Annotated in this window: 21 protein-coding genes; 12 read left to right on the top strand and 9 right to left on the bottom strand. The window is 71.5% G+C overall.

The genetic code is table 11. The features are described from left to right. From NBY69_RS24555 to NBY69_RS24515, 9 genes are all read left to right on the top strand, one after another. Positions 1–1,529 (top strand): peptidase C14 (locus NBY69_RS24555; protein WP_250303617.1); only part of this gene is annotated, 1,529 nt, incomplete at its 5' end. Between the two features lie 46 nt (positions 1,530–1,575). Continuing rightward, entirely contained in the window at positions 1,576–2,832 is a 1,257-nt protein-coding gene (locus NBY69_RS24550) for a Gfo/Idh/MocA family protein (RefSeq protein WP_250303616.1), read from the top strand. A 41-nt stretch (positions 2,833–2,873) separates the two neighbouring features. Beyond that, the gene (locus NBY69_RS24545; protein WP_250303615.1) at positions 2,874–4,127 is read left to right on the top strand and encodes an ABC transporter substrate-binding protein; all 1,254 of its coding nucleotides are present in this window, start codon (positions 2,874–2,876) and stop codon (positions 4,125–4,127) included. A 166-nt stretch (positions 4,128–4,293) separates the two neighbouring features. After that, entirely contained in the window at positions 4,294–5,199 is a 906-nt protein-coding gene (locus NBY69_RS24540) for a carbohydrate ABC transporter permease (protein ID WP_250303614.1), read from the top strand. Between the two features lie 2 nt (positions 5,200–5,201). Further along, positions 5,202–6,164: a carbohydrate ABC transporter permease gene (locus NBY69_RS24535; RefSeq protein ID WP_250303613.1), complete on the top strand. Its 963-nt coding sequence runs from the start codon at positions 5,202–5,204 to the stop codon at positions 6,162–6,164. Positions 6,165–6,170: 6 nt separating this feature from the next. Continuing rightward, on the top strand, positions 6,171–7,199 hold the full coding sequence (locus NBY69_RS24530; protein WP_250303612.1) for an NAD(P)-dependent oxidoreductase: 1,029 nt from the start codon (positions 6,171–6,173) through the stop codon (positions 7,197–7,199). An 8-nt stretch (positions 7,200–7,207) separates the two neighbouring features. After that, positions 7,208–8,245 (top strand): dihydrodipicolinate synthase family protein, encoded by a 1,038-nt coding sequence (locus NBY69_RS24525; RefSeq protein ID WP_250303611.1) that lies wholly within the window; start codon positions 7,208–7,210, stop codon positions 8,243–8,245. Beyond that, positions 8,229–9,242 (top strand): hydroxyacid dehydrogenase, encoded by a 1,014-nt coding sequence (locus NBY69_RS24520; RefSeq protein WP_250303610.1) that lies wholly within the window; start codon positions 8,229–8,231, stop codon positions 9,240–9,242. The genes NBY69_RS24525 and NBY69_RS24520 overlap by 17 nt, the downstream gene beginning before the upstream one ends. A 42-nt stretch (positions 9,243–9,284) precedes the next feature. Next, positions 9,285–10,133, top strand: a complete 849-nt coding sequence (locus NBY69_RS24515) for a fumarylacetoacetate hydrolase family protein (protein ID WP_250303609.1) — start codon at positions 9,285–9,287, stop codon at positions 10,131–10,133. A gap of 39 nt (positions 10,134–10,172) precedes the next feature. Here NBY69_RS24515 and NBY69_RS24510 read toward each other — a convergent pair whose 3' ends face one another. From NBY69_RS24510 to NBY69_RS24500, 3 genes are all read right to left on the bottom strand, one after another. Beyond that, positions 10,173–11,882: an NAD(P)/FAD-dependent oxidoreductase gene (locus tag NBY69_RS24510; protein ID WP_250303608.1), complete on the bottom strand. Its 1,710-nt coding sequence runs from the start codon at positions 11,880–11,882 to the stop codon at positions 10,173–10,175. A gap of 101 nt (positions 11,883–11,983) precedes the next feature. Continuing rightward, on the bottom strand, positions 11,984–12,781 hold the full coding sequence (locus NBY69_RS24505) for a carbon-nitrogen hydrolase family protein (protein ID WP_250303607.1): 798 nt from the start codon (positions 12,779–12,781) through the stop codon (positions 11,984–11,986). 156 nt (positions 12,782–12,937) lie between these two features. Beyond that, entirely contained in the window at positions 12,938–13,390 is a 453-nt protein-coding gene (locus NBY69_RS24500) for an Lrp/AsnC family transcriptional regulator (protein WP_250303606.1), read from the bottom strand. Between the two features lie 238 nt (positions 13,391–13,628). Between NBY69_RS24500 and NBY69_RS24495 the strand changes: the two genes are divergently transcribed. Beyond that, the gene (locus NBY69_RS24495) at positions 13,629–13,988 is read left to right on the top strand and encodes an ATP-binding protein (protein WP_250303645.1); all 360 of its coding nucleotides are present in this window, start codon (positions 13,629–13,631) and stop codon (positions 13,986–13,988) included. Positions 13,989–14,043: 55 nt separating this feature from the next. Here NBY69_RS24495 and NBY69_RS24490 read toward each other — a convergent pair whose 3' ends face one another. Continuing rightward, a complete protein-coding gene (locus tag NBY69_RS24490) occupies positions 14,044–14,913 on the bottom strand; it encodes an RNA polymerase sigma factor SigF (protein WP_250303605.1) in 870 nt (289 codons plus the stop codon). 218 nt (positions 14,914–15,131) lie between these two features. Further along, positions 15,132–16,574, bottom strand: coding sequence for a GuaB1 family IMP dehydrogenase-related protein (locus NBY69_RS24485; protein WP_250303604.1), 1,443 nt, complete (start codon positions 16,572–16,574; stop codon positions 15,132–15,134). Between the two features lie 292 nt (positions 16,575–16,866). On the opposite strand from NBY69_RS24485, the gene NBY69_RS24480 reads away from it, so the two are divergent. After that, complete coding sequence (locus NBY69_RS24480) at positions 16,867–18,393, top strand: SDR family oxidoreductase (protein WP_250303601.1); 1,527 nt, start codon at positions 16,867–16,869, stop codon at positions 18,391–18,393. A gap of 42 nt (positions 18,394–18,435) precedes the next feature. After that, positions 18,436–19,800 (top strand): deoxyribodipyrimidine photo-lyase, encoded by a 1,365-nt coding sequence (locus tag NBY69_RS24475; protein WP_250303599.1) that lies wholly within the window; start codon positions 18,436–18,438, stop codon positions 19,798–19,800. Positions 19,801–19,849: 49 nt separating this feature from the next. Here NBY69_RS24475 and NBY69_RS24470 read toward each other — a convergent pair whose 3' ends face one another. The 4 genes from NBY69_RS24470 to fmt form a co-directional block, all read right to left on the bottom strand. Next, entirely contained in the window at positions 19,850–20,899 is a 1,050-nt protein-coding gene (locus NBY69_RS24470; protein WP_250303589.1) for a sugar-binding transcriptional regulator, read from the bottom strand. 75 nt (positions 20,900–20,974) lie between these two features. Beyond that, complete coding sequence (gene rpe, locus NBY69_RS24465; RefSeq protein WP_250303588.1) at positions 20,975–21,661, bottom strand: ribulose-phosphate 3-epimerase; 687 nt, start codon at positions 21,659–21,661, stop codon at positions 20,975–20,977. 133 nt (positions 21,662–21,794) lie between these two features. Next, the gene (locus NBY69_RS24460; RefSeq protein ID WP_250303586.1) at positions 21,795–23,237 is read right to left on the bottom strand and encodes an RsmB/NOP family class I SAM-dependent RNA methyltransferase; all 1,443 of its coding nucleotides are present in this window, start codon (positions 23,235–23,237) and stop codon (positions 21,795–21,797) included. Between the two features lie 123 nt (positions 23,238–23,360). Then, positions 23,361–24,293: a methionyl-tRNA formyltransferase gene (gene fmt / locus NBY69_RS24455; RefSeq protein ID WP_250303584.1), complete on the bottom strand. Its 933-nt coding sequence runs from the start codon at positions 24,291–24,293 to the stop codon at positions 23,361–23,363. Between the last annotated feature and the right edge of the window lie 17 nt (positions 24,294–24,310).

Below are 24,310 nucleotides of genomic sequence, written 5' to 3'. Positions count from 1 at the left end.
CCCACAAGCTGGGTGCGGACATGCCGGACCTCTCGGATCTCTTCGAGGTCGGCGACTCCGGGAAGTTCGCCGTCGGCCAGTGGTGGGCCGTGGAGGTCAACGCCCTGTCGGGGACGTACGAGAAGGAGATCCAGCGGCTCGTCCAGGTCACCGACGTCGTCGACGCCACGCACATCCGGGTCAACTACCAGATCGGCTGGGACCTGGCCGCGGGCCGCACCCTCACCTGGACCCGCATCGAGCCCGTCGACCGCGCCCACGTCCGCAACCTGGTGTTCGAGGGCTGGGGCGACGACGAGATGACCGGCTCGCACCCGGTGAGCTACGAGTACGCGGTGCGCTGCGACGTCTCCGGGATCGAGGCCACCGGCACCTTCTGGCCGGTGATCATGCGCCGCTGGTGCACCTACTACCGCACCGAGCAGTGCTCGCTGACCAACCCCAAGGACGTCACGTACGGCGGCGCGGGCTATCTGACCCAGCAGATCTACTGCCTGTACGGGCACGTCGAGGACTGTCACACCTCCAACGCCCGCCATCTCAACGACTTCACGGCGTCGGCCTACTGCTACGTCACCAACTGCCACGGCGACGGTGACGACCAGGGCCCCTTCGTCACCCACGGGCAGTTCGAGCACGACCTCGTCTACACCGGCAACTCCGGACTGATGACGTTCGCCAACTCCGGGGCGGCCTGGGGCGGCGCGGCCAAGCGGATCACCGTACGGCGGCACGCCTGCTCCTGGTTCGTGGCCCGGGTCAACGTCACCGATCTGACCCTTGAGGACATGCTGGTCATCGGCAAGAAGTCGCTGGACGGCTCCGGGATGCTCTGGGTGAACGCCGACGGTGTGCAGATACGCGGATGCACCGCCAGCGGACCGCTGATCGTCTCCCAGGCGTCCAAGCTGTCGGGGCGGCCCAATGTGATCGCCGACTCGAACTTCTCCTTCGCCGCGGGCGCCGAGATCACCCAGGGAAACGTGAGCGCACCGCTCACGCTCCAGCGGACCGTCCTCGACGGGGTCGGCGCCGCGGTGTTCAACGGCACCGGGCCGCTCGTCCTGGACCAGTGCACCCTCACCGGCGCCGAGGACGCGGCGCCCGTCTCGCTCGCGCACCCCGACATCACGGTCGACGGCGGTGAACTGCGCGACACCGGGCTGAAGTTGACGTCCTCGAAGGACCAGCGGCTGCGGGTCGACGGCGCCCGCGTCGGCGGCACCAACAAGGACGGCGCCCTGCTCTCCCGTACCGGCTCGGCGCGGACCGTCGACTGGCAGCTGAACGGTGTCACCTCCACCGCGCCCAAGGGCACCGCCCATCTGCTGGTGACCGAGGGGGCCAACCGCTACCGGGCGACCGGCTCCACCTTCACCGGCGGCCGGCTCGAACTGCGCCCCGCGGCCTTCACCGGCGCGGACAGCCATCTGCTGCACACCGGCTGCGTCGAGGACGGTACCGAGCGCACCGCCCTGCCGGACGAGGGCGCCCGGGTGTCGCACACCGCGGCCACGCTCCGCTTCTGACGCTCCTCCTCCGCCAGCCACCCCCACCCGCACCGAGGGAACCCCCGTGTCCACGCATACTCCGATCACCAGCCGGCCCGTACGGGTCGCGCTCGTCGGCGCCGGCAACCGCGGCCTGACGTACACCGAGTGGATCAAGAACCATCCCGAGGCCGCCGAACTCGTCGCGGTCGCGGATCCGCGCCCCGTGGCGCGGGCCGCCGCGGGCGCGCCCGTGCAGTTCGACGACTGGCGCCCGCTCGCGGAGAACCGCATCGCTGACGCCGTGATCGTCACCACCCAGGACCGCGATCACGTCGAGCCGGTACTGGCCCTCGCCGCGGCCGGGTACGCGATCCTCGTCGAGAAGCCCCTCGCCCCGACCGAGGACGAGACCCGGGCCATCGTCGAGGGCGTGGAACGGGCCGGGGTGCTCTTCGCGGTCTGTCACGTGATGCGGTACACGCCCTACACCGATCTGGTGAAGCAGGTCGTGGACTCGGGGGTGCTGGGGCAGCTGGTCTCCATCGACCACCTGGAGCCGGTCGGCTGGTGGCACTACGCGCACAGTTACGTACGCGGCCCGTGGAGCCGCGAGAGCGACTCGTCCCCCATGCTGCTCGCCAAGTCCTGCCACGACCTGGACTGGATCTCGTACGTCATGGGCGGGCGCATCGAACAGGTCACCGGCTTCGGCGGACTCAAGCACTTCCGGCCGGAGAACGCGCCGGCCGGCTCCGCCGACCGCTGCCTGGACTGCGCGGTCGAGGCCGGCTGCCCGTACAGCGCGCTGAAGCTGTACATGCCGACGCTGCGCGAGAAGGGCGCGGTCTGGCCGGTCACCCATGTCACCGAGGCGACCGACGAGGCCGGGCTCGTGCGGGCACTGCGGGAGGGGCCGTACGGGGTGTGCGCGTACCGCAGCGACAACGACGTGGTCGACCACCAGGTGCTGGCCATGCAGTTGGAGGGCGGGGTGACCGCGACCTTCCAGATGGTGGCGTTCACCGAGCAGACCCACCGGCAGACCCGGATCTTCGGCTCGCACGGCTGGCTGACCGGTGACGGCGAGCGGGTGACCGTCCAGGACTTCCGTACCGGCGAGTCCACCGTCCACGAACTCGGCACGTCCGGTTCGAACGCGGCCGACGGGCACGGCGGCGGTGACGACGCGCTGATCGAGGCGTTCGTACGGGCCGTCGCGACCGGTGACGCGGGGGCCGTGCGCTCCGGCACCGCGACCTCGCTCGGCAGTCACCTCGCGGCGTTCGCCGCCGAACGTGCCCGGCACACCGGGACCGTCCAGACGGTCCCGGTCGCATGACCCCTCTTCCGCCCGCCCTCACGTCCTCGGAGTGTTCCCTCATGTCCCGTGCCCTGAAGCGCCGTTCCCGGCTGCGTGCCGTCGCCGCTCCCGTCCTCGCCACCGCGCTCGCCGCCGGAGTGCTGGCCGGGTGCGGCAGTGGCGGCGACGGCAACACCGTCACCATGTGGACCTACCCGGTCATCTTCGACGAGGCCAAGAACAAGTCCTACTGGGACGGCCTGGTCAAGGAGTTCGAGAAGAAGCACACGGGGATCAAGGTGAAGGTCGAGACCTTCCCGTGGGCCAACCGTGACACCGCGCTGGCCACCGCGATCGCCTCCGGCAAGGGCCCGGACGCGGTGTATCTCATCCCCGACCAGCTGCCGAAGTACGCGAGGAACATCGTCCCGGCCGACGAGTACACCCCGGCCTCCGACAGGGCGGACTACACGGACTTCGCGATGAAGTCGGTGACGGTGGACGGCAAGGCGCTCGGCACCCCGGTGCTGACCAGTGCCAACCCGCTGATCTGCGACAAGCGGGTGTTCTCCGCCATCGGCGAGAAGACCTACCCGACGAGCTGGGCCGATCTGGCCGCGCTGGCGCCGAAGCTGAAGAAGAAGGGCTACTACGCCACCAGTTACAGCGGTGACACCCAGCAGACGCTGAACATGACCTTCTACCCGCTGCTCTGGCAGGCGGGCGGTGACGTCTTCTCGAAGGACGGCAAGCAGATCACGTTCAACGACGCCGCCGGGGTCAAGGCGCTGTCGTACCTCAAGACGCTCGTCGACGGCGGCTACACCGACCGGGACCTGGTCACCACCACGCCCAAGCTGGAACAGACGCCGGTCGCCAAGGGCAAGGTGGCCTGCACCTGGCAGAACACCCCGGCGGACGTCGAGCCGTTCTGGGGCAAGGAGAACATCGTCGTCCAGCCGCCGCTGAAGGACGTCCGGTCCGTCGGTTACGGCACCGTGGGCGCCCTCTCCATGCTGAAGAGCGCCAACAAGAAGGCCACCGGCGACTGGCTCAACTTCGTCGCCGAGTCGAAGAACGCGGCGGGCCTGGAGAAGGGCGCGGGGTACTTCCCGGCCCGGAAGTCCGGCGGCGACCTGTACCCCGGCGACGCTCTGCAGAAGGCGGTCGGCGCCACCCTGCCGAGCATGGACGTGGGACCGCTGCAGGACAAGTCCCGTGAGGTCCAGGGGGTGCTCGCCCCGGAGATCCAGGCAGCGCTGCTGGGCAAGAAGAGCCCGCAGGCGGCGCTCGACACGGCGGCCAAGGCCGCCCAGGCGATGCTCGGTCGCTGACTCGGGACCGGCCTCGGGCGGGGACCGAACCTCTCCCCCGCCCGAGGGCCCGCACCACCGCCGGGCACCCGCCCGGTCCGCACCACCCGCGTGACCCGCGCCCGGCCCGGCCGGGGTCCCGGCTCACGTATCCACCGCAATTCCCCCGTACCGCAAGGAGATCCCCGTGGCAGTCGTCGCGGAACCCACCCGCCGGGGCCGTCGCAGCGGGCCGCAGGCGCGCCGCGAGGCCCGGATCGGCCTGCTCTTCGTCCTCCCGTGCTTCCTGCTCTTCCTCGCCTTCCGGTTCGGCCCCGGGGTCGCCGGTGTGCTGATGAGCCTCACCGACTACTCGCTCACCGGCGGCGGCCACTTCGTCGGCGTCGACAACTTCACCCGCCTCTGGGCCGACCCGCTGTTCTGGCAGGCACTGAAGGTGACGGTGCTCTACACGGTGATCGCGGTGCCCGGCACCCTGATCGCCTCGGTCGCGCTGGCGCTGATCACCCGGCGGGCCTTCCGCGGCGCCAAGTTCTTCCGCTCGGTGTTCTTCCTGCCGGTCGTCACCTCGCTGGTGCTGGCCGCCACCGTGTTCGTGTGGATCTTCTCCACCGGCGGCCCGTGGTCCACGATGGTGGGCTGGCTCGGGATGTCGCAGAGTTCCTGGCTCTCCGACGACGTCCTGGTGCTTCCCGCGCTCGCGATCGTCGGCATCTGGTCCCGCTTCGGCTACGGGATGCTGATCCTCCTCGCCCGGATGCAGGACATTCCGCGTGAGCTGGAGGAGGCGGCGCTCACCGACGGCGCGGGTCCCTGGCAGCGGTTCCGGTACATCGTGCTGCCGCAGCTCAAGCCCGCGCTGTTCTTCCTCGCCGTCATCGAGACGACCGCCTCGTTCCAGGTGTTCGACGCGGTCTACACGATGACCGGGGGCGGACCCGCCAACGGCAGCTACACGCTCGTCTTCCAGCTCTACGACGCGGGCTTCAAGTACTTCGACCTGGGCTACGCCTCCGCCATCGGGGTCGCGCTCTTCGTGCTGACCGTGGTGGTCGCCGTACTCCAGCGGCTCGTGATCGGGAAGGACCAGTGACCATGACCGCAGCACCTGTGGAGACCCCGGCCGACGTGTCCGCCGGCGGTACGTCCGGCGCCCCGCAGAAGGTGGACCTCCGGGCCGCCCGGCGGGCCGAGCGGCGGCTGCGCAAGGCGGCGGACCGCGACACCGTGCCGCACGGCATGCGTGCCACCCCCGTGGGCCGTGTCGCGCGCACCCTGCTGCTGACGGTGGCGGCGCTCGTCACGATCTTCCCGTTCTACGCGATGGTCGTGCTGTCGCTGAAGCCGTCCGCGGCGGTCGACTTCCCGGGCAGTCTGCTGCCCTGGCCGCTGACCGGCGAGGCGTACCACGCCGTCATGAGCGCCCAGGACGTGCCGCGCTGGCTGCTCAACACCCTGATCTACTCGGTGGTCTCGGTCGTCGGCGTGCTGCTGCTCGCCGCGCTCGCCGGATACGCCTTCGCCAAGAAGCGCTTCCCGGGCCGTGAGGCGATGTTCTGGTCGTTCCTCTCGATGGTGATGGTCCCCTACCACGTCACGATGATCCCGACGTTCGCGATGATCGCGAAGCTGGGCGGCGTGGACACCTACTGGGGTCTGATCATCCCGACCCTCGCCAACGCCCAAGCGGTCTTCCTGATGCGGCAGTTCATCATGGGACTGCCCGACGAACTCTTCGAGGCGGCCCGGCTGGACGGGTGCAGCGAGTGGCAGATCTTCTACCGGATCGTGCTGCCGCTGCTGAAGCCGATCCTCGCCACCCTCGGTGTCTTCGTCTTCCTCTGGCACTGGAACGACTTCCTGTGGCCGCTGGTCATCGGCCAGTCCACCGACATGCGCACGCTCACCGTCGGGATCGCCTCGCTCCAGCAGCAGAACGTGCCGCTGAACGTGGTGCTCTCCGGCTCCGTCATCGCGTTCGTGCCCATCTTCGCCGCGTACATGGTGGGTCAGCGCTACTTCACCGAGGGCGTCACCGCGTCCGGAATCAAGGGATAGCCACGCATGTTCACCGATGAGGCCGCTCTGGAAGAGCGGCTCGCCACCCCCTCCCCCGCGCTCGTCGCCGACCTCGCCCGCCTCGAAGGCGACCTGCTGGTGCTCGGCGCCGGCGGCAAGATGGGCCCCAGCCTGTGCCGGCTGGCCCGCCGGGCGCTGGACGCCGGGGGCCGCTCCGACGTCACGGTGTACGCCGTTTCCCGCTGGTCGGACAAGGCCGCCGCCGCGGAGCTGGAGGCCGACGGGGTCCGTACGGTCGCCTTCGACCTGATGGATCCGGCCGCCGATCTCGGCGCACTCCCCGACGCCGGGAACGTGATCTTCATGGTCGGCGCCAAGTTCGGTTCGGCCGGGGCGCCTTCGCACGCCTGGGCGGTCAACGCCGCCATGCCGGACCGGGTGGCGCGCCGCTGGTCCACCTCGCGGATCGCCGCGTTCTCCACCGGCAACGTGTACCCGCTGGTGCCCCTGTCGTCCGGCGGCTGCACCGAGTCCGATCCGGTCGGCCCGGTCGGTGAGTACGCGATGTCCTGCCTCGGCCGCGAGCGGATCTTCGACCACGCCGCACTGACCCGTGGCACCAAGGTCACCAACATCAGGCTCAATTACGCGGTCGACCTCCGCTACGGCGTGCTCGCGGACATCGCATCCCGCGTACAGTCGGGCGAGCCCGTCGACCTGACGACCGGTCACGCCAACGTGGTGTGGCAGGGGTACGCCAACGAGGTCGCCCTCCGTTCGCTGCTGCACGCCACGGACGGCGAGGCCTTCACCCTCAACCTCACCGGCCCCGAGACCGCTTCGGTGCGCCGCCTCGCCCAGTGGTTCGGCGAGGAGTTCGACCGGGAGCCGGTGTACATCGGGGCGGAGTCGCCGACCGCGCTGCTCTCCGACGCGAGCCGCTGCCATGCGCTCTTCGGTTATCCGGAGGTCGCACTGCGCACTCTCGTCGAGTGGCAGGCCGACTGGCTGCGCCGCGGGCTGCCGCTGTCCGGCAAGCCCACCAAGTTCCAGGTCCGTGACGGAAGGTTCTGATCCACTCCATGTCCACTCCCTCCTTGGACGCCCTCGCCCACGGTGCGGTGATCCCCGCCCATCCACTCGCACTGGACGCGAGCCGCAAGCTCGACGAGCGGCGGCAGCGCGCCCTGACCCGCTACTACCTGGCCTCGGGCGCGGGCGGCGCCGCTGTTGCCGTGCACACCACCCAGTTCGAGATCCGGGAGCCCCAGGTCGGTCTCTTCCGGCCGGTACTGGAACTCGCCGCCGAGACGATCCGGGCCGAGGCCGGGCGTCCCTTCATCAAGATCGCGGGCGCCTGCGGCTACACCGCCCAGGCGGTCTCCGAGGCCGAGACGGCCGCCGAACTCGGCTATGACGCGGTGCTGTTGAGCCCCGCGGTGCCGGGCGCCGACGAGAAGGGGCTGCTGGAGCGGGCCCGCGCGGTCGGCGAGGTGCTGCCGGTGATCGGCTTCTACCTCCAGGAGGCGGTCGGCGGGCGCTATCTGTCGCCGCGCTTCTGGGCGGCCTTCACCGATCTGCCGTCCACCGTGGCCGTGAAGATCGCCCCCTTCGACCGCTACCGCACCGCCGACGCGGTACGGGCCGTCGCGGGCGCCGACCGCGCGGGCGAGGTGGCCCTGTACACCGGCAACGACGACGGCATCATCGGCGATCTGCTGACCCCCTACGAGACGGCGGGCGGCGAGCGCCGCTGGTTCGCGGGCGGGCTGCTCGGCCAGTGGGCGGTGTGGACCGGCTCGGCGGTGTCCCTCCTCGACGACGTACGGGCGGCCCGCGCCGGGGACCACGAGGCGATGCTGCGCTGCCTGGCCCGCGGCCCGGAGCTGACCGACGCCAACAGCGCGGTCTTCGATGTGCGCGGCGCGTTCCGCGGCTGCATCGCCGGAGTCCACGAAGTACTCCGCCGTCAGGGCCTGTTGGAGGGGACCTGGTGTCTGGACCCGGCCGAGACCCTCTCTCCGGGGCAGGCGGACGAGATCACCCGGGTGGCCGCCGCCTACCCCTGGCTGACCGATGACGCCTTCGTTGCGGAGCACCTCGATGACTGGCTCTCCTGACCGCCCCCGGGTGGTGGTCGCCGTACCTCCCGGGCTGCGCGCGCAGTTCTTCTCGGCCGAGGTGTGGCAGGACCTGGAGCGGGCCGCGGAGCTGACGGTGCTCGACGCGCACCGCGACCGGGCGGCGCTCGCCGCCGCGCTGCCCGGCGCCCGTGCGCTGGTCACCGCCTGGGGAACGCCGCGGATCGACAGCGAACTCCTCGATGCGGCCGACCGGTTGGCGCTCGTCTCGCACACCGGATCCGCCGTCGCGCCCTATGTCACCGCCGAGGTGTTCCGGCGCGGCATCCGGGTCAGCCAGGCCGGTGACGAGATGGCGCGGCCGGTCGCCGAGGTGGCGCTGGCCTTCACGCTGTCGCTGCTGTACCGCATCCAGCGCTTCGACCGGGCACTGCGCACCGGCGCCCCGTGGCAGGAGGCGAGCCAGGCCCCGCCGCGCCACGAGATCCACGGCAGTGACATCGGAGTGATCGGCGCGTCCCGGACGGGCCGGGCGTACATCGCGCTCGTCCGGGCCATGGGGGCACGGGTGAGCGTCACCGACCCCTTCCTGACCGACGCCGACGCTGCGGCGCTCGGGGTGGAGTCCGTACCGCTGGAGACCCTGCTGTCACGGAGCAGGGTCGTCGCCGTCCACGCCCCGGTGACCGACGAGACCCACCGGATGCTCGGCCCGGAGCAGCTGGCGCTGATGCCCGACGGTGCGGGTCTGGTGAACACCGCCAGGTCCTGGCTGGTCGACGAGGACGCGCTGCTCGCCGAGCTGGCGTCGGGGCGGCTGGACGCGGCGATCGATGTGTTCGACGCCGAGCCGCTACCGGTGGACCATCCCTTCCGCGCGCTGCCGAACGTCCTGCTGACCCCGCACCAGGCGGCGGGCAGTGTGGAGTGCCGGCTGCGGCTCGGCGCCAGTGCGGTCGGCGAGGTGCTGCGTCTGCTGGCCGGTCAGCCGCTGGTCCACGCGGTGGGCGCCGATGCGCTCAGCCGGCTGCACTGACCGGCGCCCCAACCCCCTCACCCTTCAGGAGAGTTCCCCCTCATGCGTCTGATGCGCATCGGCGAGCCGGGCCACGAACGCCCCGTTCTCGCCTCCCCCGAAGGCCGTCACCACGACCTGTCGTCGGTCACCGCCGACATCGATGGCGCCTTCCTCGCCGCGCTCGCCGACGACCCCGGTCTCGTACCGGAGCCGGAGCGGCTGCCGGAGACCGACATCACCGGTCACCGGATCGGCCCGCCCGTGGCCCGCCCGTCCGCGCTGCTCTGCATCGGCCAGAACTACGCGGCCCACGCGGCGGAGTCGGGCGCGGCCCCGCCCGAGCAGCCGATCCTCTTCTACAAGTCGCCGAACACGATCGTGGGCCCGTACGACGACGTACTCATCCCACGCGGCGCGAAGAAGACCGACTGGGAGGTCGAGCTGGCCGTCGTCATCGGCCGCCGCGCCTCCTACCTCGACTCGCCCGCCGATGCCGCCGCCCACATCGCGGGCTACGCCGTCAGCAACGACGTGTCGGAACGCGCCTTCCAGCTGGAGGAGTCCGGCGGCCAGTGGTCGAAGGGCAAGAGCTGCGCGACCTTCAACCCGCTCGGCCCGGTGCTGGTGACCGCCGACGAGGCCGGTGACCCGCAGGGGATGCGGCTGCGTTCGTACGTCAACGGCGAGCCGCGGCAGGATTCGGGCACCGCGGACATGATCTTCGGCGTGGCGCATCTGGTGCACCATCTGTCGCAGTACCTGGTGCTGGAGCCCGGCGACATCATCAACACCGGTACGCCGCAGGGCGTGGCACTGTCCGGGCGCTTCCCCTACCTCGGCGACGGTGACGTGATGGAGCTGGAGATCTCCGGCCTGGGCGGCCAGCGCAGCGTCTGCCGCCCCGCGTAGCAGGCCGTCCCACGCAACAGGCAGCCGCAGCAAGGGCGTTCAGTCCTCCGGCAGTTCGACCGGCGCGATCTCCTCGTACAGGTCCCCGGGTCCGGGGTTGGTCGCGTCGGTCGTCCCGCCGAGGTGGTGCATGACACCCCAGACGGCGTTGAGCGCGGTCTGGACGGCGCCTTCGGCCCAGCCCGCCGTCCAGGAGATGTCGTCGCCCGCGAGGAAGAGACCGCGCCGGTCCTCGGGGAGGCGGTCCTGCATGAAGTGCGTGAACAGGCGCCGCTGGTAGCGGTAGTGGCCGGGGAGATTGGCCTTGAACGCGCCCATGAAATAGGGCTCGTCCTCCCAGGAGACGGTCACCGGATTGCCGATGATGTGCCCGCGGATGTCGACGTCCGGGTAGATCTCGCCGAGCGACGTGAGCATCACCTCCATCCGCTCGTGTGCCGACAGGGGCAGCCACTTGAGGCTGTCGTCGGACCAGGTGTACGAGAGGCAGATCGTCGCGGGCCGGTCCGGGCCGTCGTCCAGGAGGTAGGTGCCGCGGGTCATCCGGTCGGTGAGCGTCATCGACATGACGTCCCGCCCGGTCGGCACTCCCTTGGCGTCGACGGCCGGGTCCAGCCAGAACGGCCGGTCGACCGGCACGAACAACTTGGACGACGCCATGTAGTGGGTGCGCTCCATCGCCGTCCAGTGGTCGATGGGGAACAGCGCGTCGTCGCATTCGATCTTGGAGAGCAGCATCCAGGACTGGGCGGTGAAGACGGCCGCCGGGTAGGTGCGAATGTCTCCGGACGTGTCGGTGACGGTGATCCGGTTGCCCGCGGTGCGGTGCAGCCGGGTCACCGCGGGACGGGGCTCGCCGCCGTGCAGCGAGGCGAGCGAGGTACCGGACGGCCAGTGGTTGATCTTCTGCGGCTCGCGCGCCCACAGCCGCAGCGGGAGCTGCTGGCTACCGCCGACGATGCCCCGGTGATGGTCGTCTGCCTCGGTGTAGACGACGCGCAGGATCTCCAGGATGGAATTGGGGAAGTCGGTGTCCCAGCCGCCCGTGCCGAAGCCGACCTGGCCGAAGATCTCCCGGTGCCGGAAGGAGGCGAAGGCCTCTGAGCTGCAGAGGAAGCCGTAGAACGTCTGGTCGTCGAGCTTCTCCACCAGCCGCGCCCACAGTTCGCGGATCCTCGGGACGTCGCGCTGCCGCAGGGCGCGGTTCATCTCGGCGAAGTCCGCGCCCTCCTCCAGGCAGGTGTTCCAGGCGTGCATCACCTCGCGGTAGACCTGCGGGAGGTCGTCGACGGACGTGGCGTAGTGCGACTCGCCCTTGAGGTCGACGACGGTGGAAGGGGTCCCGGGGGCCAGCGGGTTGGGGAACGGCCTGGTCTCCAGCCCCACCAGGTCGATGTAGTGCTGGAGCGCCGTGGAGGAGGGCGGGAAGCGCATGGCGCCCATCTCGGCGGTCAGTCCGGGGTCGCAGCCGTCGAAGCCCACGGTACGGAGCCGGCCACCGATCCGGTCGGCCTCGTAGACGACCGGCTTGAGGCCCATCTTCATCAGTTCGTACGCGGTGACGATGCCCGAGAGCCCGCCGCCGATGACGGCGACCTCCGTGCCGTGCCGGGTCGCGGGTATCTGCCCCAGCCCTGCCGGGTGGGACAGGAAGTCGTCGTACGCGTAGGGGAAGTCCGGCCCGGACATGGTGATCGGCGGCTGCCCGTCGGCGTGCTGAACGGCAGTGGTGGGCACCGTGGACGTCATGGGGTACGGACTCCTTGCACGAGGGTCGCGAGAGCCGGGAAGCGGGTCGCGAGGGGAGAGGGAGGGGAGGGCGGCGGGGTGGGCCGAGGCAGCTGCGGCGTTCAGGTCAGCGAGCTGTACAGACCGGGGCGGCGGTCACGCAGATACGGGTTGTTCTCCCGTGAATCCCGCAGGAACGCGGGGTCGGCGTCGGCGACGACCAGTTCCTCGCCACGTCCGGCGCGGGCACGGGCCACTCCGTCGGGTCCCGCCAGACAGCTGAGTCCGACGAACTCGAACTCGCCCTCCTGGCCCGTGCGGTTGACGTAGGCGATGTACAGCTGGTTCTCGAAGGCCCGCACCGGCACCAGGGATTCGGGGACGAACTGGAAGGGGTGCATCTGCGCGGTGGGGACCAGCAGCAGGTCCGTGCCCGCCAGGGCGTGCGCGCGGACGTTCTCCGGGAACTCCACGTCGTAGCAGATCATGATCCCGATCCGGAGCCCGTCCAGCTCGGCCTGGACGACGGGCCGGTCTCCCGGTGTGAACCACTTCTGCTCGAAGCAGCCGAAGAGATGGGTCTTGCGGTAGTTCGCGAGACGGGCGCCGTCGGCGCCGATCAGCTGGGCCGCGTTGTGGACCAGGTCGCCGCTGCGCTCCGGGTACCCGTAGAGCACCGCGAGGCCGTGCCGTACGGCGATGTCGGCGACGGCCCGTGCGCCCGGCCCGTCGGCGGGCTCGGCCAGCCGGGGTACGTCGTCGCCGATCGCGTACCCGGTCAGGAACATCTCCGGGCAGACGAGCAGCCGGGCGCCGGTGCCCGCCGCCCGGCCCGCGGCCTCGTCCAGCACCCGGAGGTTCCCGGCGGTGTCGCCCGGCTGCCCGGAGCTCTGGAGCAGGGCGGTACGCAGCGGTGTCATGGCAGACCTCGGACGGTGCAGAAGGGTGTTCTGGGGACAGATCGACGGTACGTTCAGCAGCCCGGCACCGACAAGACGCGCCTGTTGCGCATCACCGCGCGATTCGTTGCGTGCGACCGTCACGGTCCGGTGATTCGTTGCGTCACCCGGACGGTTCTAGGCGGGCGATCCCGATCCGTACCGCCTGAGCAGGGGGGAGAGCACCAGGACCGACTTGGTGCGCTCGACGAAGGGCTCCCCCGCGATGCGTTCGAGGACGCGCTCGAAGTGGCGCATGTCGGACGCGAAGACCTGGACGATCGCGTCCGCCTCACCGGTGACCGTGGAGGCGGACGCCACCTCGGGGTTGCGTTCCAGCCCACGCCTGATGGCCTCGGGCGAGGTGTTGTGGCGGCAGTAGATCTCGATGAAACCCTCGGTCTCCCAGCCCAGGGCAGCCGGGTCGACCCGGACCGTGAAGCCGGTGATGGCACCGTCGGCGCGCAGCCGGTCGACCCGGCGCTTCACCGCGGGGGCCGAGAGGCCGACCAGTGAGCCGATGTCGGCGAAGGTACGGCGGGCGTCTTCGGCGAGGGCGTGCACGATGCGTGCGTCGAGCTCGTTCAGCAAGGCCGGGGGTTCACTTCTGTGCGGTGCCGGTGCGGGAGCGGCGCGTCCCGCACCGGCAGTAGATCACGAGGCCGGTGCGGTTCCTGGCCGGGACGGACCCGGCCCTGGTACGGCGACCGGACCGGCGGAGGCGGCGCGCCGTCATTCTGCTGCGGGTGAACCGTCAACTCTTGAGAGATGGACCGGCGCAGTCGGGGTAGGCGAGCAGCGGATGACTGAGGAGCCGCCTGTGGTTGTCATGGATTCGCCCCTTGCAGACAGTGCCACGGCACGCGAAGCCGCGACCCGTTTTCTGTCCCAGAACTGCCCCTGGGCGGATGTCGATGCCGTGCTGCTCGTGATCAGCGAGCTGGCGGCCAACGCGGCACGCCACACCACGGGCTGGTGGCGGCTGCGGCTGAGCGCCGAGGCGGAGCTGCTGGTGGTGGAGATGGACGACGACAGCCCCGTCCCGCCCGTGGCGCGGGAGCCCGACTTCGCGGGCGGCGGGGGCTTCGGCTGGCACATGGTGCAGAAGCTGGCGGGCCGGGTCGAGATCAGCCCGCGCCCTTCGGGCAAGACGGTACGGGCGATCTGGTCCCGGCCCGCGACCGGCTGAGCCCCCGGCCGCGCCCCGGGCGAACCGGGACGCGGCCGGGCGTGGTTCCGGGCCCTCACCCCTGCGCGAGCAGCCCGGCCCTGAGCTGCGCGGTGATCCTGGCCAGCAGCCGCGACACCTGCATCTGGGACACGCCCAGTTCGGCCCCGATCTGCGACTGGGTCAGCTCCTCGCCGTACCGCATCCGCAGGATCCTCCGGTCCCGGTGGTCGAGGCGCGCGATGAGGGGCTTCAGCGCCGTGAGGTTCTCCACGAGGTCCATGTCGCTGTCGGTTTCGCCGAGCCGATCCGCCAGCGTCTGGACACTGCCGGTCGTGCCGTCGTCGTAGGGCGTGTCGATCGAGCCGGCCGTGTAGCCGTTGGCGGCCACCAGCCCTTCCACTATCTCCTCCTCGTCCATCCCCAGGTGCTTCGCGAGCTCCGCGGTGGTGGGCGAACGGTCGAGGGTCTGGAACAGCTCGTCGGATGCCTTCGCCAGCGCGATCCGCAGTTCCTGGAGGCGGCGCGGCACATGGACGGACCAGCTGGTGTCGCGGAAGAAGCGCTTGATCTCGCCCACGATGCAGGGCATCGCGAAGGTGGCGAACTCCACCTCGCGGGAGAGTTCGAACCGGTCGATCGCCTTGATCAGCCCGACCGTGCCGACCTGGACGATGTCCTCCATCTGTTCGGATCGGCTGCGGAAGCGGGTGGCTGCGAAGCGGACCAGGGAGAGGTTCAGCTCGATGAGGGTGTTGCGCGCGTACTGGTACGCGTGGGTGCCCTCCTCCCGGGTGGCCAGTGCGGTGAAGAAGAGCCTGGAAAGGTCACGCGCGTCCCGGGGGGCCACTTTCCCGGGGTCCGCCACGTACGGCAGTTGCTCGTCGGTCCGGCCGGACGGCCGGGGAAGGTGCGGTGCGAATCCAGTCGGGACTGTGGTCGCCATGGACACGGTGTCCTCCCCTTCTCGTTCCCGGTGTGCGCACTCCGGGTGCGTCGCGCAGGTCCCGACTACCCGTTACGGGCCACTCCATTCGCACAAATCCGGCCGTCACACCGCCAGTTCCCCGCGTCATGGCCGGATTCGGCAAGCGCGGACACACGCCGGAGCCGGCCCCCGCGAGGTGCGGGAACCGGCTCCGGTGGTGCGGCGAGCGGGTCGGATCAGCCCCAACTGGCGTGCAGGGGCTTGCCCTCGGCGTATCCGGCGGCGCTCTGCACACCGACGATCGCCTTCTCGGCGAACTCGTCCAGGGTGTTCGCACCGGCGTAGGTGCAGGAGGACCGGACGCCCGCGATGATCGAGTCGATCAGGTCCTCGACACCCGGGCGGGCCGGGTCGAGGAACATCCGTGAGGTGGAGATGCCCTCCTCGAACAGGCCCTTGCGGGCGCGGTCGTAGGCGGACTCCTCGCTCGTACGGTTGCGGACGGCGCGGGCCGAGGCCATGCCGAACGACTCCTTGTACCAGCGGCCGTCGGCGGACTGCTGGAGGTCGCCCGGCGACTCGTACGTACCGGCGAACCACGAGCCGATCATGACGTTGGAGGCACCGGCGGCGAGCGCCATGGCGACGTCGCGCGGGTGCCGCACGCCGCCGTCGGCCCAGACGTGCTTGCCGAACTTCCTTGCCTCCGTGGCGCATTCGAGCACCGCGGAGAACTGCGGGCGGCCCACACCGGTCATCATCCGGGTGGTGCACATGGCGCCGGGACCCACGCCGACCTTGATGATGTCGGCGCCCGCCTCGATGAGATCGCGGACCCCCTCGGCGGCGACGATGTTGCCCGCGACGATCGGCACCGCCGGGTCGAGTGCGCGTACCGCCCTGACCGCGGCGATCATCGACTCCTGGTGGCCGTGCGCGGTGTCCACGACGATGGTGTCGGCGCCCGCGTCGAGCAGTTGCTCGGCCTTGCCCGCGACATCGCCGTTGATACCGACCGCGGCGGCGACGCGCAGCTTGCCCCAGGCGTCCACGGCAGGGGTGTAGAGGGTGGCGCGCAGCGCGGCCCGCCGGGTCAGGATGCCCACCAGCTTGCCGTCCGTGTCGACCGCGGGGGCGTAGCGGCGGTTGGCCCCGTCGAGCCTGTTGAACGCCTCGCGCGGGTCTATGTCCGCGTCGAGCAGCACCAGGTCCTTGGACATGACCTCGGACAGCTGGGTGAAGCGGTCGACACCGGCGAGGTCCTCGTCGGTCACCACACCGACCGGCTTGCCGTCCTCGTCGACGACGACGCCCGCGTTGTGCGCCCGCTTGGGCAGCAGGGACAGCGCGTCGGCGACCGTCTGGGTGGGGGCCAGCACGATCGGCGTGTCCAGCACGTGGTGGCGGGTCTTCACCCAGGAGATGACGTCGGTGACGACCTCGATCGGGATGTCCTGGGGAATGACGACCAGGCCACCGCGGCGCGCGACGGTCTCGGCCATTCTGCGGCCCGCGATGGCGGTCATGTTCGCGACGACCAGGGGGATGGTGGTGCCGGTGCCGTCGGGGGAGGACAGATCGACGCCCTGACGGGAACCGACCGCGGATCGGCTCGGCACCATGAACACATCGTCGTACGTCAAGTCGTACGGCGGCTTCAGGTCATTGAGGAAACGCATACTAACTCTCTCACCTGCGGTTATACAGAATGGGCGGGCGGGAAGTCAGCGCCGTCCGGCACTCGGACCAGGCTGCGGCTCCTAGGCCATCATCGCCGATGCCCACCTTCCTGGCGAACTCCGGCCTGCTGTTCTGTGCCTTCCGCCAGAGTCGGCACGGCCCGCTTGGTGTCATCGTCCAAGGCGCCGGGCCGCGGATCCGTCCGGCGCCGCGTCCCCGGTTCACGGCCCGACGGCGGGAAGGATGGCGCGGACAGCGATCGGTACGAACCCCCGTCATCCGGAGGATTCCATGAGTGACAGTGAAGCGACGCCCGCACCGCACTGTCTGGTGACCGGCGCGACCGGTTACATCGGGGGGCGGCTGGCTCCCGCCCTGCTCGATGCCGGGCACCGGGTGCGCTGTCTGGTCCGGTCGCCGGTGAAGCTGCGCGACCATCCCTGGGCCGGCCGGGCGGAGGTCGTACGGGGCGACGTCACGGATCCGGAATCGGTGGCCGCGGCGATGCGGGACATCGATGTGGCGTACTACCTGGTGCACGCGCTGGGTACCGGTTCCGGCTTCGAGGAGACGGACCGCAGGGCGGCCCGGATCTTCGCCGAGCAGGCCAGGGCGGCGGGCGTCCGGCGCATCGTCTACCTGGGAGGCCTCGCACCGGCCGACGTCCCAGAGCGGGAGCTGTCCCCGCACCTGCGCTCGCGCGCCGAGGTCGCCCGTATCCTGCTCGGTTCCGGGGTGCCGACCACTGTGCTCCGCGCCGCGGTCATCATCGGTTCCGGGTCCGCGTCCTTCGAGATGCTGCGCTATCTCACCGAGCGGCTGCCGGTGATGGTCACCCCGAGCTGGGTGCGGACGAGGATCCAGCCGATCGCCGTCCGGGACGTGCTGCGGTACCTCGTCGGCAGCGCGCGGATGCCCGAGGAGGTGCACCGCTGCTTCGACGTCGGCGGCCCCGACGTCATCACCTACGAGGGCATGATGCGGCAGTTCGCGGCGGTCGCGGGACTGCCGCACCGGCTCATCCTGCCCGTGCCGATGCTTTCGCCGCGCCTCTCCAGCCACTGGATCGGCCTGGTCACCCCGGTCCCGGCCGCGATCGCCCGGCCGCTCGCGGAATCACTGCGCTACGAGGTCGTGTGCCGCGAACACGACATCGCGCGGTACGTGCCGGACGGCCCCGGGCAGCCGTTCACCCTCCGTGAGGCGCTCGTGCTCGCTCTCCAGCGGATCAAGCAGGCCGAGGTCACCACCCGCTGGTCGTCGGCCTCGCTGCCGGGTGCGCCCAGCGACCCGCTCCCCACGGACCCCGACTGGGCGGGCGGCAGCCTCTACACCGACCGCCGTGACATCACCGTGAACGCCTCGCCGGACGCCCTGTGGCGGGTCGTCGAAGGGGTGGGCGGGGACCACGGCTGGTACTCCTTCCCCCTCGCCTGGGCCGTGCGCGGCTGGCTGGACCGGCTGGTCGGCGGGGTCGGCCTGCGCCGTGGCAGACGGGACGCGGAACGGCTCAGGGTCGGGGATTCGCTGGACTTCTGGCGGGTCGAGGAGATCGAGCCGGGGCGGCTGCTGCGGCTGCGGGCCGAGATGCGGCTGCCGGGCCTGGCGTGGCTGGAGATGTACGCCGAGCAGGACGACCGGGGGCGCACCCGCTACCGGCAGCGCGCCCTCTTCCACCCGCGCGGGCTGCTCGGACACGCGTACTGGTGGAGTGTCTCGCCGTTCCACGCCGTCGTGTTCGGCGGGATGGCGCGCAATATCGCGAGGGCGGCCGAGAGCCGGTCCGCCCTCAAGCAGTCGGCCGCCGGGGCCCGTTGACGTGAGTCCCAGCCCGCCCGTCCCCCTACCAGGAGTGGTGCCATGACCGTGTCGGTCGTCCTGTTCACGTCCGACCTGCGGCTGCACGACAATCCGTCGCTGCTCGCCGCCCTCGCGTCGGCGGACGAGGTGGTGCCGCTGTTCGTCCTCGACGCGGGCATCGAGTCCGCCGGGTTCGCCGCCCCCAACCGGCGGGCGTTCCTCGCTGACTGCCTCGCGGATCTCGACGCGGGGCTGCGGGAGCGCGGCGGCCGTCTCGTCGTACGGTCGGGTGGCGTGGTCGACCAGGTGTGCCGGGCCGCCGCGGAGAGCGGCGCCGCCGAGGTGCACCTGGCGGCGGGGGTCAGTGCGTACGCCTGGCGCCGTGAGGACCGGCTGCGGGCGGCGCTGGAGGCCGACGGACGCCGCCTGCGGGTGCACGACGCGGTGATCACCGCCGTGCCGCCCGGCGCGGTCACCCCGGCCGCGTCGGACCACTTCGCGGTGTTCACCCCGTACTTCAGGCGCTGGTCTCAGGAGCGGCTGCGCAGTGTCCGGGGCGCGCCCCGGGTGGTGCGGGTTCCGGACGGCGTCGGCTCGGAGCGGCTGCCGTCCCGTAAGGACCTGACCGGGATTTCCGCGGGGCTCGCAAGGGGCGGCGAAACGGCGGCCCGCACACAGTGGTCGGCCTGGCGGCGCGGTGGGCTCGCCGGTTACGCGGCCGGTCACGACGACCTGTCCGGCGATGCGACGTCCAGGCTCTCGCCGCATCTGCACTTCGGCACCCTCTCCCCCGTCGAGCTGGTGCGGTCGGCTGCCCGGCAGGGCGGGGCCGGCCCGGAGGCGTTCGTCAGGCAGCTGTGCTGGCGGGACTTCCACCACCAGGTGCTGGCCGCCCGGCCGGAGTCGGCCGACGCCGACTACCGGACCCGGCACGACCGCTGGCGGTCCGGGGGCCCGGTCGAGGAGGAGATCACGGCCTGGCGGGAGGGCCGTACCGGATATCCGGTGGTCGATGCCGCCATGCGCCAGCTGCGCCACCAGGGCTGGATGCACAACCGGGGGCGGCTGCTGACGGCGAGCTTCCTCACCAAGACGCTGTACGTGGACTGGCGGGTCGGCGCCCGGCACTTCCTGGAGCTGCTGGTGGACGGGGACATCGCCGACAACCAGCTCAACTGGCAGTGGGTGGCGGGGACGGGCACGGACAGCCGGCCGAACCGGGTGTTCAACCCGGTCGCCCAGGGCAAGCGGTACGACCCGGACGGCGGTTACGTCCGCCGCTGGGTGCCCGAACTCGACGGGCTCGAAGGCGCCTCCGTACACGAACCGTGGAAGCACCGCGGCGCCGCCGGCGCCTATCCCCCGCCGCTGCTCGAACTCTCCGAGGGCCTGGCCCGCTTCAAGCGGGCCCGTGACCTGGGCTGAGGCCGGCCCCGGCGCATTCCGGGGCCGGTTGCCGGCTCGGGACCCGGCGTCAGACCCCGTCGGGGTCGGCACGCTCCAGCGCGGGGCGCGGCCCCGGCCCGGTCTCGGTGAGCAGGAAGTCGGCCGCCGCGGTGTCGGTGACCAGGCTGGTGACCAGACCGGACTTCAGGACCGCTCCGATCGCCGCCGCCTTGCGCTGGCCGCCCGCGATGGCCACGACCTCGGGGATACGGCGCAGCCGGTCGGCCTCGACGGTGATGCACCGCTCGCCCAGATCGCGGCCGACCCGCCGCCCCTGGGCGTCGAAGAGGTGCGCGGACATCTCGGCGGCCACACCGAGCGAGGCGTAGTGCGCCCGCTCCGCGTCGCTGAGCATGTCGTGGACGGTGGAGATGCCCGGCTCCCAGGAGCCGATGGACACCGCGGCCACCGTCACCTTGTCGAAGTACTCGAAGGCACGGGCGATCCCGGTCTGGTTGCGCAGCGCGGCGGCGGTGGCCGGGTCGGGCAGCAGCATCGGGGCGTAGATGGGATGGGCCTCGCCGCCGGACACCTGGGCGGCACGCCGTACGGCCTCGACCGAGCCGCGCTCGGCGGTCCCCGCGTCGTACACACCGGTGAGCTGGACGACCGTGCACGGCGGGAGGGCGTCCAGCGCCGCCGCCATGTGAATCGTGGACCGGCCCCAGGCCAGGCCCAGCACATCGCCCTCGGTCACCAGTTCGCCGAGCAGGTCGGCCGCCACCTCGCCGAGGTTCTCGGGGTCGGGTGCGTCGTCCGCCGCGTCCGCGGGGGACTCGACGACCACGGCGTGCCGCAGTCCGTACCGCGCCCGCAAGGCGTCCGAGCGCTCCGCGTCGAGCTCGGCGGGGACCCGGATCTCGATCCGTACGAGATCACGCTCCAGCGCCGTTTCCAGGACCCGCGCGACCTTGAAGCGGCTGACGCCGAACTCCTCCGCGATCTGGATCTTGGACTTTCCCTCCAGGTAGAAACGACGGGCCATGGCCGCCGCTTGCACCAGCTCCGCGGGTCCCATCCGCAGGGCTGATCGACCCGCCGACATAGCAGACACCGCGATCTCCTCACTGCTGTTCACTCCCCGAATCCGCCATCCTGTCAGACCGGGCACATCTTGATCGGCCCCGAAGGGCCGCGTTCATCTCCTGGTGGCTCAATGGCCGCAGGACCAGGCCGCCGCGGCGGTCGTCTCCTGCGCCTGGTGCCGGAGCATGCGGACGGCCGCCGCCGGGTCGTCCGCGCCGTACACGGCGGAGCCCGCGACGAAGACGTCCGCGCCGGCCTCCGCGCACCGCTCGATCGTCGACGCCGAGACCCCGCCGTCGACCTGGAGCCAGAGTTCGAGGCCGTGCTTGGAGATCAGCTCACGGGTGCGGCGGATCTTCGGCAGCATGATGTCCAGGAAGGACTGGCCGCCGAAGCCCGGCTCCACGGTCATGATCAGCAGCATGTCCAGCTCGGGGAGCAGGTCCTCGTACGGCTCGATCGGCGTCGCGGGCTTCAGCGCCATCGACGCGCGGGCCCCCTTGGCCCTGATCTCCCGTGCCAGCCGTACGGGGGCCGCCGCCGCCTCCGCGTGGAAGGTGACGGAGCCCGCGCCCGCCTCGACGTACTGCGGGGCCCAGCGGTCCGCGTCCTCGATCATCAGATGACAGTCCAGCGGGGTGTCCGTCGCCCTGCTGAGCGCTTCCACCACCGGGACGCCGAGCGTCAGATTGGGTACGAAGTGGTTGTCCATCACGTCGACGTGGAGCCAGTCGGCACCTTCGACGGCCTTCGCCTCCTCCGCGAGGCGGGAGAAGTCGGCGGACAGGATGCTGGGGTTGATCTGCACGGCCATGCCCCAAGCCTGCCATGCCCCGGCGCAGTTGCCTGCCACGGTACGGACCGAAGGGGTACGGGTATCCGTACACTCCGCGCAATCCTCGCATGCGACGGAGGTCGCGGGGCGCGCCCCGCGACCGTGCGGAGCGTCAGGCCGTGCGCCGCAGCAGGGCGAGGTACATCGCGTCGGTGCCGTGCAGATGCGGCCACAGCTGGACGTCGGGGCCGTCACCGACCGCGGCCACGCCCGGCATCAGCGGCCTGACGTCGATCCACTCGGCCTCGACCGGCTGGCCGCCCCGCCCCTTCAGCACGTCCTCGACGACCACGCGGGTCTCGGCCAGGTGCGGGGAACAGGTCGCGTACCCGACGACGCCGCCGACCCGGACCGCGCTCAGTGCCTCCCTGAGCAGTCCGCGCTGCAGGGGTGCGAACCCCTCCAGGTCCGCGGGGCGCCGCCGCCACCGCGCCTCCGGCCTGCGCCGCAGCGCGCCCAGTCCGGTGCACGGCACGTCCATCAGCACCCGGTCGAAGGAGCCCGGCAGCCACGGCGGCCGGGTGCCGTCGGCCGCGATGACCTGATACGGGCCCGGGTTGCCCGCCAGTGTCCGCTCGACGAGACGGGCCCGGTGCGGCTGCTTCTCGGAGGCCAGCAGCGCCGCCCCCCGCCCGGCGGCGAGCGCGGCCAGCAGCGCGGCCTTCCCGCCGGGGCCGGCGCACCCGTCGAGCCAGCGCTCGTCGCGGCCCTCGATCGGCGCGTTGGCCAGCGCCGTGGCAACGAGCTGGCTGCCCTCGTCCTGGACCCCGGCCCGGCCGTCGCGGACGGCTTCGATCGCGCCGGGCTCGCCGCCCTCGGCGAGCCGTACGGCATACGGCGACCAGCGTCCGGGCAGCGCGGAGTCGGCGCCGACCGTTTCGATCAGTTCGTCGGTGGTGGACCGGCCGGGCCTGGCGACCAGCGTCACCTCGGGGCGCTCGTTGTCGGCCTCCAGGAGATCCTCGATACCGGCGCGGCCACCGCCCAGCGAGTCCCACAGCGCGGAGACGATCCAGCGGGGGTGCGAGTGGACCACCGCCAGGTGCTCCTCCGCGTCCTTGTCGTAGGGCGGGGCGACCCGCTCCAGCCAGCCGTCCAGGTCGTCGGCCGCGACCTTGCGCAGCACCGCGTTGACGAACTTGGCCCGCCCGTCGCCGAGCACCACCCTGGCCAGCTCCACGCTCGCGGAGACCGCCGCGTGGGTGGGGATACGGGTGCCGAGCAGCTGGTGCACGCCGAGCGCCAGCACGTCGAGGACCGGCGGATCGACCTGGCGCAGCGGCCGGTCGATGCACGCCGAGATGATCGCGTCGTAGGTGCCCTGACGGCGCAGGGTCCCGTACACCAGCTCGGTGGCCAGCGCCGCGTCCCGCCCGTCGAACTGCGGGTTCTCGCGCGCCTTCTTCAGCAGCGGCGGCAGCACGAGGTTGGCGTACGCGTCCCTGTCGTCGACCGCCCGCAGCGCCTCGAAGGCGAGGATCCGCACCGGGTCCTTCTGCGGGCGGCGGTACGGCTTCGACTGCTGGGCGGGACGGCGGCGAGGCTGGTCGTTCACGTGAAAGGTGCTCCGCTGGTGGTGAGAGGGGGCGAACCCTCTCAGCGTACGTCCGCGGCGCCGCACCGCTCACCGGCGGTCGCGGTCGGCGGCCGGGGCTGTCCGGCCGCCGCGGACCGCGCGTCAGTCGCCGAGCAGTTCGCCCGCGGCGATCCGTACCCCGCGTGCCCAGTCGGCGGCGCGCATCGGCTTCTTGCCCTGGGGCTGGACCCAGAGCAGTTCGACGGCGTGCGAGCCGGTGCCGACGTGCACGCTGTTCTTGGAGACCGACAGTTCGCCGGGGGCCAGGTCGGTGCGGTCGGTGACCGGTGTCAGCGCGACCAGTTTGAGCCGCTCGCCGCGGAAGAGCGTCCAGGCGCCGGGCGCGGGGGTGCAGCCGCGCACCAGGCGGTCCACCCGCATGGCGGGGGCGGTCCAGTCCACCTGGGCGTCCTCGACAGTGAGCTTCGGCGCCGACGAGATGCCCTCGGCGGGCTGCGGCACGGCGTGCAGGGTGCCGTCCTCGATGCCGTCCATGGTCGCCACGAGCAGCCCGGACCCGGCGAAGGCGAGCCTGGTGAGCAGATCGCCGCTGGTGTCGGTGGGGCGTACTTCCTCGGTGAGCACCCCGTACACCGGGCCCGAGTCGAGCCCCTCCTCGATCAGGAACGTCGACGCACCGGTCACCTCGTCGCCCGCGATGATCGAATGCTGTACCGGGGCCGCTCCGCGCCAGGCGGGCAGCAGCGAGAAGTGCAGATTGACCCAGCCGCGGGCCGGGACGTCGAGCGCGGTCCTGGGCAGCAGCGCGCCGTAGGCGACGACCGGGCAGCAGTCCGGGCCGATCTCACGGAGCCTGGCGAGGAAGGTCTCGTCGCGCGGTCTGGCCGGCTTCAGCACCTCGATACCGGCCTCCTCCGCGCGCTGCGCGACCGGGCTCGCGACCAGCCGGCGACCGCGACCGGCCGGTGCGTCGGGCCGGGTGACGACGGCGGCCACCTCGTGCCGGTCGGATGCGATCAGCGCGTCCAGGGCGGGTACGGCGACCTCGGGGGTGCCTGCGAAGACGAGTTTCACTGGATGCCTCTCGGACC

The sequence above is a fragment of the Streptomyces sp. A 4/2 genome, from assembly GCF_940670765.1.
In the GTDB taxonomy this organism is placed as follows: domain Bacteria; phylum Actinomycetota; class Actinomycetes; order Streptomycetales; family Streptomycetaceae; genus Streptomyces.
Note: the sequence above shows the minus strand (reverse complement) of the source record. Positions and strands in the feature narration are given on the sequence as shown.

Excerpts from the sequence above, each read along its gene's own strand:
- NBY69_RS24515 (WP_250303609.1), top strand. The coding sequence starts at position 9,285 with ATGCGTCTGATGCGCATCGGCGAGCCGGGCCACGAACGCCCCGTTCTC.
- NBY69_RS24545 (WP_250303615.1), top strand. The coding sequence starts at position 2,874 with ATGTCCCGTGCCCTGAAGCGCCGTTCCCGGCTGCGTGCCGTCGCCGCT.
- NBY69_RS24480 (WP_250303601.1), top strand. The coding sequence starts at position 16,867 with ATGAGTGACAGTGAAGCGACGCCCGCACCGCACTGTCTGGTGACCGGC.
- NBY69_RS24535 (WP_250303613.1), top strand. The coding sequence starts at position 5,202 with ATGACCGCAGCACCTGTGGAGACCCCGGCCGACGTGTCCGCCGGCGGT.
- rpe (WP_250303588.1), bottom strand. The coding sequence starts at position 21,661 with ATGGCCGTGCAGATCAACCCCAGCATCCTGTCCGCCGACTTCTCCCGC.
- NBY69_RS24505 (WP_250303607.1), bottom strand. The coding sequence starts at position 12,781 with ATGACACCGCTGCGTACCGCCCTGCTCCAGAGCTCCGGGCAGCCGGGC.
- NBY69_RS24520 (WP_250303610.1), top strand. The coding sequence starts at position 8,229 with ATGACTGGCTCTCCTGACCGCCCCCGGGTGGTGGTCGCCGTACCTCCC.
- NBY69_RS24510 (WP_250303608.1), bottom strand. The coding sequence starts at position 11,882 with ATGACGTCCACGGTGCCCACCACTGCCGTTCAGCACGCCGACGGGCAG.
- NBY69_RS24525 (WP_250303611.1), top strand. The coding sequence starts at position 7,208 with ATGTCCACTCCCTCCTTGGACGCCCTCGCCCACGGTGCGGTGATCCCC.
- NBY69_RS24530 (WP_250303612.1), top strand. The coding sequence starts at position 6,171 with ATGTTCACCGATGAGGCCGCTCTGGAAGAGCGGCTCGCCACCCCCTCC.
- NBY69_RS24485 (WP_250303604.1), bottom strand. The coding sequence starts at position 16,574 with ATGCGTTTCCTCAATGACCTGAAGCCGCCGTACGACTTGACGTACGAC.
- NBY69_RS24490 (WP_250303605.1), bottom strand. The coding sequence starts at position 14,913 with ATGGCGACCACAGTCCCGACTGGATTCGCACCGCACCTTCCCCGGCCG.
- NBY69_RS24475 (WP_250303599.1), top strand. The coding sequence starts at position 18,436 with ATGACCGTGTCGGTCGTCCTGTTCACGTCCGACCTGCGGCTGCACGAC.
- NBY69_RS24495 (WP_250303645.1), top strand. The coding sequence starts at position 13,629 with ATGGATTCGCCCCTTGCAGACAGTGCCACGGCACGCGAAGCCGCGACC.